This is a genomic window from Roseibium sp. RKSG952, assembly GCF_009711355.1.
Window position 1 is genome coordinate 141,840 of sequence record NZ_SMMF01000963.1, and the last position, 7,275, is coordinate 149,114.

A 7,275-nucleotide genomic window follows, 5' to 3' on the forward strand; every position below is an offset into this window, starting at 1 on the left:
AAGCCTATGTCGCTTGACGCTGTTCTGAGCAGGATCGACACCGATCTGACCACTTCCATCGACCGGTTGATGGAGTTTCTGCGCATACCGTCCATCTCAACTGATCCAGCCTTCAAGGAGAACGTTGATCAGGCAGCAGACTGGCTGGTCGCAGATTTGCAAAGCATTGGCATTAAGGCGGAAAAGCGTGAAACCCCCGGCCACCCCATGGTGGTTGGGCACGTCGGTGAAGATGGCGATGGGCCACATGTGCTGTTCTATGGCCATTATGACGTACAACCGGTTGATCCGCTAAATCTGTGGAACCGTGATCCGTTTGATCCGGCGCTGGAAGATACCGAGCATGGGCAAGTCATTCGCGGCCGCGGCTCGTCGGATGACAAGGGTCAGTTGATGACCTTTGTCGAGGCTTGCCGCGCCTGGAAGGCAGTTCATGGTAAACTACCCTGCCGGATCACGTTCTTCTTTGAAGGAGAGGAAGAATCGGGCTCTCCGTCGCTGGTGCCGTTCCTCGAAGCCAACAAGGAAGAACTGCAAGCTGATCTGGCCCTCGTCTGTGATACCTCGATGGTCTCGCGCGGCGTTCCTTCGATCGCCTCGCAACTGCGCGGCATGCTGAAGGATGAGTTCACAATCATCGGCCCCCGTATCGACCTGCATTCCGGCCACTACGGTGGGCCGGGCCTGAACCCCCTGCGTGAGCTTTCCAAGATTGTTGCTTCTTTCTATGACGACGACACCGGACGCGTTGCGGTCGAAGGCTTCTACGAAGGTGTTCATGAAGTTCCCGCCGAGCAGCTGCGTCAATGGGAAGGCTGCGGATTTGACGAAGCTGAATACCTGAACTCGGTGGGGTATACCCAACCCCACGGCGAAAAAGGCTACTCCACACTTGAACAGCAATGGGCGCGCCCGACGCTGGAAGTTAACGGACTTTGGGGTGGCTACAATGGTGCCGGATCCAAAACGGTGATCCCGTCAGAGGCGCACTGCAAGATCACCTGCCGACTGGTCGGTGACATGGACCCGGATGCCCTGCGCGACAAGATCCGCAAACACGTGGAAGAGCGGCTGTCCCCCGATGCGAAGGTTGTTTGGGACAATGACCTCGAAGGCTCCCCTGCTTCAGTCATGAACCTTGACCGCCCCGAATTCGAAGCCGCGCGCGGCGCACTGTCCGACGAGTGGGATCGCGAGGCTGTATTCACCGGCATGGGCGGCTCGATCCCCGTAGTCGGCTACTTCGATACAGTTCTGGGACTGGATTCGATGTTGGTCGGTTATGCCAACGACGATGACGCTATCCATTCACCGAACGAAAAGTATGACGTAAAGAGCTTCCACAAGGGTATCCGCTCGTGGGCACGCATTCTGGATGCTTTGAATAAGTAAACAAAAAAAGGCACCGCCGATGTGGCGGTGCCTTTTCCCTTGGGATCATCCCAAACTTACATGTGAATCACGCGGCCATAAGCGTCCAGCACACTTTCGTGCATCATCTCGGACAAGGTCGGGTGTGGGAAGACGGTGTTCATCAGGTCTTCTTCGGTGGTCTCAAGCTGGCGACCAACCACATAACCCTGTATCAACTCTGTGACTTCTGCGCCAATCATGTGCGCGCCCAGCAATTCTCCGGTTTTGGCATCAAATACGGTTTTGATCAGGCCCTCGGGCTCACCGAGAGCGATGGCCTTGCCGTTACCGATGAAGGGGAAACGGCCAACTTTGACCTCGTAGCCCAGTTCTTTGGCCTTAGCTTCCGAGTAACCGACCGAGGCGACCTGCGGCTGGCAATATGTGCAGCCTGCGATGCTTTCCGGTTTGACCGGGTGCGCGTGTTTGCCTGCAATCAATTCGGCAACCATGACACCTTCGTGGCTGGCCTTGTGTGCCAGCCAAGGCGCACCAGCGATATCACCGATGGCATAAAGACCCTCGACACCGGTGCGACAGAACTCATCCGTCACGACATGGGTGCGGTCGATTTTGACACCAAGCGCCTCGAGGCCGAGATTTTCGACATTACCAACGATTCCAACTGCAGAAATCACGGTGTCAAAGTCGTGTTTCTCGACCTTGCCATTGACTTCGATATGCGCCGTGACCTTGCCTTTGCCACGATCCAGCTGCTTGACCATCGCCTTTTCCTTGATGGTCATACCCTGCTTGGTAAAGGACTTTTTAGCGAATGCGCTGATCTCGGCATCTTCGACGGGAAGGATGCGGTCCATCACCTCGACCACGGTCGTGTCAGCACCCAACGTATGGTAGAAGCTTGCAAACTCGATACCGATTGCACCTGAGCCGATGACCAACAATTTCTTGGGCATGCGCGGTGGCTGCAGAGCGTGCTTGTAGGTCCAGACCAGATCACCGTCAGCCTCAAGGCCAGGCAGTTCGCGCGCCCGGGCACCGGTCGCAAGGATGATGTTCTTTGCCATCAGTTCTTCAGTACCTTTATCGGTTTTGACACTGACCTTGCCCTTGGTTGGGATCGTTGCCTCCCCCATCACGACGGTGACTTTGTTCTTTTTGAGCAGATGTCCGACGCCACTGGTCAACTGTTTTGCCACCCCGCGCGAACGTTTGACCACGGCATTGAGATCATAGCCGATCTTGTCAGCACTCAGACCAAAATCCTTGGCACGCTCCATGAGGTGAAACACCTCTGCAGATCGCAGCAACGCCTTTGTTGGGATGCACCCCCAGTTGAGACAAATCCCACCCAGATGCTCGCGTTCAACCACGGCCGTCTTCAGTCCCAACTGGGCCGCGCGGATAGCAGCGACATAGCCACCGGGCCCTGCCCCGATTACGATCAGATCAAAGGATTGTGCAGCCATGTGTACCTCTCGGCGCAGGTCGATTGAAAACTAGTTTACCGTTAAACTATTTTTTCAAACTCATCAATGTCCGTTCCCGCGACATATATGACGCGGGGTCAGCGTGTCTGAATTACACAGATTTGAGCCTATACCCGAGATAAACCAATAGCTAGAACAGAGGTGCCCGGACCACCGGGTATTTCATTCTCTTAGATTTCCGAAAGGCGTATCATGGCCAAAACGCTCAGAGATTTAGTGCTCGCCCTTTTGAACGCAACTTTGATCCTTGTGGCCTTGTGCCTGTTTCTGGGACTGAAACTTAGCCAATCTATCGAAAGTATCCGGGATGGATTTGCTGAGAACCTGCAACTGGTGACACCTTTGCGGGATCAGGCGCAGAGTATTCGGGGAGAGCTTGCAGCCGTGCGCAGCGATTTGGCGGCTATTCGCGCACAGGATGGTACACTGGACAGTGTAGTCAGTCAGAAACTGAATGCCACATTGCAGCGGCTGAATGATCTGGAAACCAAACTGGAGACTACCCAGTCGCAACTCGCGGGTTTAGCAGAAAAACCCGAAGAGCTTATCGATCACGCCATCACCACTTCGGCTGATGTCGTGACCGACCGAATTCTTGTTATTCGGGGCTGTGAGCCCGCGACCTAGGTCGCGGCCCCCTGAAGCTCGCGAACGGTTGAGCCGTAACCACCGCTGCTGACATATGCAGCCTCGTGTTCGGTTGTCGGACGCTCCAGCGCCTCGTTCCGATATGGAAACCGACCGAACTTGCGGATCACTTCGCGGTGGGCTCTTGCATGCAAAAGGTTGCCTGCGCCGTTTTCCGGCATACGCTCACACATGAGCCGCACACAGCGTTCCTGATCACACAGGTTTTCCGAGTGCATCATCGGCAGGTAAAAGAACTGCCGTGCCGGCTCGTCAATCTTCAAATCCCAGCCTTTGTCGACCGCACATTTCGCGGCTGTCAAAGCTGCCCTGTCAGACGAGAACGCCTTTCCACTACCCCGGAACATATTGCGCGGGAACTGGTCCATCAGAATGATGTACGCCAGTGAGCCGCTGGGATAGGTCAGCCAGAGCGAGAACCTGCCCTCGCACGCCGCTTCCCATGTTTCGAGGAACCGTTCACGGATTTGCGCATCAAGCGCTTCATCCTGCAGATACCACCCCTCGGGGCCAACTTCATCTAACCAAAAACTCAATACTTCTTCAGGACCTACCATGCCCTTGACTCCGTAATTGCCCTCCCCAGGGACGTAAGGTCATTTAAGTCCGTTTTACAGAATTGTTACAGTAACATATTGCAACATTTGCGACACAAATCCGGCGCTCAGGCAGGTTCTTGCGCATCCGGTTCATCCTGCGCAGCTTCGATTGCAACCTCCTGCGCCACTTCAAGCGCAACTGGTGACGAAGTAGGCAGAATGGAAGCAATCGAACTGGTCTCATCAACAGGTACGTAGGCACGCTGTGTCATACGATAGAGCGCATAAACCGCCATGATGAACATGAGCGTCGCAATAAACAGGAAGAAGCCTGCAGGTCCCACGATGCCTTCACCCATCAACCAACCTGTAATGAGCGGGCCTGCAATCGCACCAAGACCGTTAATGAATATCAGGCCGCCAGAGGCTGCTGACATATCGTCATACTCAAGATAGTCATTGGTATAGGCAATCAGCAGCGAATAGAGCGGGCTGGTCATGCCACCGATCAGGAATGCGCCTGCCAACAGGATCGTGAATGTGGCACCGAAGAACATGCCGATCAACGCACCACAGCCCCCTACGACAGCGACAAGCAGGATCAGGATGCGTCGATCCATACGGTCAGAAATCCAGCCAATCGGATATTGCAGCAACACCGCGCCTACATAGAACGAGGCTACAAACGTCGAGATTTCGACGAGCGACAAGCCAGCCTGAGCGCCGTAAACCGAGCTCATCCCGAACTGGGCCGAGAAAATGCCACCCAACAGGAACATGCCAACGCAACCCAACGGAGATGTTTCCATCAGCTTGCGCAATGTCATGGGTTTGGTCGTGTCAAATGCTGGGGTTGGTGAAATCGATAGCAGAATTGGCGCAAAAGAAACCGAGACAAGGATCGATGCGATCACGAATGTCTCATAACCTGCGGGATCGCCTATCAACAAAAGTGCCTGCGCGCTGACAATACCCGTCATCTGAACGATCATATACAGCGACAGCGCTTGCCCACGGTTTTCATTGCTTGCGGCGTTGTTCAACCAGCTTTCAGCCGTCACATACACCCCGGAAAAGCAGAACCCGATCACAACGCGCCCAAGTGACCAGGCAATTGGGTCGGTCAGCATCGGATACATGATCATCACGGCAGAGATGAAAGACGCCAGTGCCGCAAATACGCGTACATGCCCTACGCGCCGGATCATCTCAGGCGCAAGGCGCGATCCGCCAAGGAAACCGACAAAGTAAGCCGACATCACGAATGACATCTGCAGAGTCGAAAAACCCTCGATCTCACCCCGCACACCCAGCAGCGTACCCTGAAGGCCGTTGCCGACCATCAGCAATCCCATACCAAGAAGAAGCGCCCAAGCGCTGGAAAGTACCTGAAGCATGCTGCCACCCGGAATTGCCGACGTGTTGTACGTCTTGAGATCAAAAAACCCTTTGGTCGCGCTTGTCTACGACATTCTAAAGGCGCGATCCGGAAAACACGGCTTTCAAGGCATCAAAAGCGACGCATCCCCATAAGAGAAGAAACGATATTTCCTAGCAATGGCATGCGCGTAGATGTCGTTGACCCGATCCTGCCCCATCAGCGCCGAAACCAGCATCAGCAACGTCGATTTCGGCAGGTGGAAGTTGGTCATCAACGCGTCTGTCACATGAAACTCGAAACCCGGATAGATAAAGATATCGGTTTCGCCTTCCCACGGTTGAATACTGCCGCTGCGGGCCGCACTTTCGATCAGGCGCAGGGCAGTCGTACCTACGGGAATAACCCGTCCACCGGCGGATTTGGTCGCGCGAATTTCCTCGGCGGCCTGTTCGCTGACGCGCCCCCATTCGGCATGCATCTTGTGTGTGGTGACGTCCTCGACCTTGACCGGGAGGAACGTCCCCGCTCCAACATGCAAAGTAACATGTGTAAACGTCACCCCGCGTTCGCCCAGCGCATGCAACAGCGCCTCATCGAAATGTAGCGATGCGGTTGGGGCTGCGACCGCTCCGGAATTCTGAGCCCAAACAGTTTGATAGTCTGTCTTGTCCTGCTCATCCGCAGGTCGTTTGGCTGCGATGTAAGGCGGCAATGGCATTGCGCCTGCTTGTTCAAGCGCTTCGTCGAAATCATCGCCTTGCAGATTGAAACGCAAACAGGCTTGTCCGTCCTCGACCCGTTCCAGCGTCGCACTCAGCCGTTCCGAGAACACGATCTCTTCGCCAAGCTTCACTTTCTTTAGCGGTTTGATCAGTGCCGCCCATGTGCCATCAGATTGCGGATCAAGCAAAGTTGCCTCAATGGCTGCCGAGACAGGCCCTTGCGCGCTATTGCGATGGCGACGCCCATTCAGTCGCGCAGGAATCACCCGTGTATCGTTCAGGACAAGACGGTCACCCGGGCGCAGCCAATTGGGCAAATCCAAAACCTGCTGATCCGTGATCTCACCCCCATTTGCCACCAGCAGGCGCGCAGAGGAGCGCGGGCTGGCAGGCCGCGTCGCGATCAAGTCTTCGGGCAGGTCGAAATCAAAGTCACTCAGTTGCATGGCGGCGCATTACAGGGCTCTGACAGATTCGGCCACAGCCTGACTTACCGATCCTCACCACGAGTTCCCTGAGTGGGTTGGGTCCCACCTGAATTCTGCGGCTGCGCATTAGGCCCGTCAGAAACCGTAGGTCGTGGTCCGCGCATCAGATCGCGAAGAAACAGTGGGGCGAGTCCGGATAGTGGGTTTACCGAAACCTGAGGCGAGCCAATCGGCCCTGTCAATGTATAGTTGAATGCAAATATCCCTTCACCTTTTCGCGTCAGAACACTGCCAATCGCGTTGACCAGGTATATCGGAGATATCGCTCCACGCAGGTTCAGCGTCTGCCTGACCGTATCCACAGTGCCATCAAAGGATAGGCCCATTGACGGGCCTACCGCGCTACCGCTTAGAACTTTGACTTCGGTGGGAGTAATCCGCATCTTGCTGTCAATGGACGAAAAATAGATGCCCTGCCCCGCCATCTCGGTCAGCAAGCCAACAAGGCTGATGGCATTGAGCAAAGCAGCCATCGCCGGGGCATCCTTGATACGGGTATCGGTGATCTTTAGGTCGACATCATAGTTCCCGGCTTCGGCAATTGGATCCAATTGTACGCGCAGGTTACCTTCTCTTGCCTGCGTCAAAAGCCCGGCAGAACTCAGAACCGCACCTGCATCATTCGAGGTTAGG

At 55.2% G+C, this 7,275-nt stretch carries 7 protein-coding genes; 2 read left to right on the forward strand and 5 right to left on the reverse strand.

What is annotated here, in order from left to right; all coding sequences use genetic code 11:
• Nucleotides 1–6: 6 nt before the first annotated feature.
• Nucleotides 7–1,392 (forward strand): dipeptidase, encoded by a 1,386-nt coding sequence (locus E1297_RS46830; protein ID WP_155150984.1) that lies wholly within the window; start codon nucleotides 7–9, stop codon nucleotides 1,390–1,392.
• A gap of 56 nt (nucleotides 1,393–1,448) precedes the next feature.
• Here E1297_RS46830 and lpdA read toward each other — a convergent pair whose 3' ends face one another.
• Nucleotides 1,449–2,843 carry a dihydrolipoyl dehydrogenase gene (gene lpdA, locus E1297_RS46835; protein WP_155150986.1) on the reverse strand — a complete coding sequence of 465 codons (1,395 nt, stop codon included), beginning with the start codon at nucleotides 2,841–2,843 and terminating at the stop codon, nucleotides 1,449–1,451.
• 213 nt (nucleotides 2,844–3,056) lie between these two features.
• On the opposite strand from lpdA, the gene E1297_RS46840 reads away from it, so the two are divergent.
• Nucleotides 3,057–3,491, forward strand: a complete 435-nt coding sequence (locus E1297_RS46840; RefSeq protein WP_155150988.1) for a hypothetical protein — start codon at nucleotides 3,057–3,059, stop codon at nucleotides 3,489–3,491.
• On the opposite strand, the gene E1297_RS46845 is transcribed toward E1297_RS46840, so the two are convergent.
• The 4 genes from E1297_RS46845 to E1297_RS46860 all read right to left on the reverse strand — a co-directional run.
• A complete protein-coding gene (locus tag E1297_RS46845; RefSeq protein ID WP_155150989.1) occupies nucleotides 3,488–4,069 on the reverse strand; it encodes a DUF924 family protein in 582 nt (193 codons plus the stop codon). The genes E1297_RS46840 and E1297_RS46845 overlap by 4 nt on opposite strands.
• 107 nt (nucleotides 4,070–4,176) lie before the next feature.
• Entirely contained in the window at nucleotides 4,177–5,448 is a 1,272-nt protein-coding gene (locus tag E1297_RS46850; RefSeq protein ID WP_155150991.1) for an MFS transporter, read from the reverse strand.
• Nucleotides 5,449–5,553: 105 nt separating this feature from the next.
• The gene (gene queA / locus E1297_RS46855; RefSeq protein ID WP_155150993.1) at nucleotides 5,554–6,600 is read right to left on the reverse strand and encodes a tRNA preQ1(34) S-adenosylmethionine ribosyltransferase-isomerase QueA; all 1,047 of its coding nucleotides are present in this window, start codon (nucleotides 6,598–6,600) and stop codon (nucleotides 5,554–5,556) included.
• A gap of 44 nt (nucleotides 6,601–6,644) precedes the next feature.
• The coding region (locus E1297_RS46860; protein WP_209016414.1) for an AsmA-like C-terminal region-containing protein at nucleotides 6,645–7,275 on the reverse strand (631 nt) is incomplete at its 5' end.

What these genes read in the sequence shown, in the direction of transcription:
- E1297_RS46840 (WP_155150988.1), top strand. Translation starts at nt 3,057, where the DNA reads ATGGCCAAAACGCTCAGAGATTTAGTGCTCGCCCTTTTGAACGCAACT.
- E1297_RS46845 (WP_155150989.1), bottom strand. Translation starts at nt 4,069, where the DNA reads ATGGTAGGTCCTGAAGAAGTATTGAGTTTTTGGTTAGATGAAGTTGGC.
- queA (WP_155150993.1), bottom strand. Translation starts at nt 6,600, where the DNA reads ATGCAACTGAGTGACTTTGATTTCGACCTGCCCGAAGACTTGATCGCG.
- E1297_RS46830 (WP_155150984.1), top strand. Translation starts at nt 7, where the DNA reads ATGTCGCTTGACGCTGTTCTGAGCAGGATCGACACCGATCTGACCACT.
- lpdA (WP_155150986.1), bottom strand. Translation starts at nt 2,843, where the DNA reads ATGGCTGCACAATCCTTTGATCTGATCGTAATCGGGGCAGGGCCCGGT.
- E1297_RS46850 (WP_155150991.1), bottom strand. Translation starts at nt 5,448, where the DNA reads ATGCTTCAGGTACTTTCCAGCGCTTGGGCGCTTCTTCTTGGTATGGGA.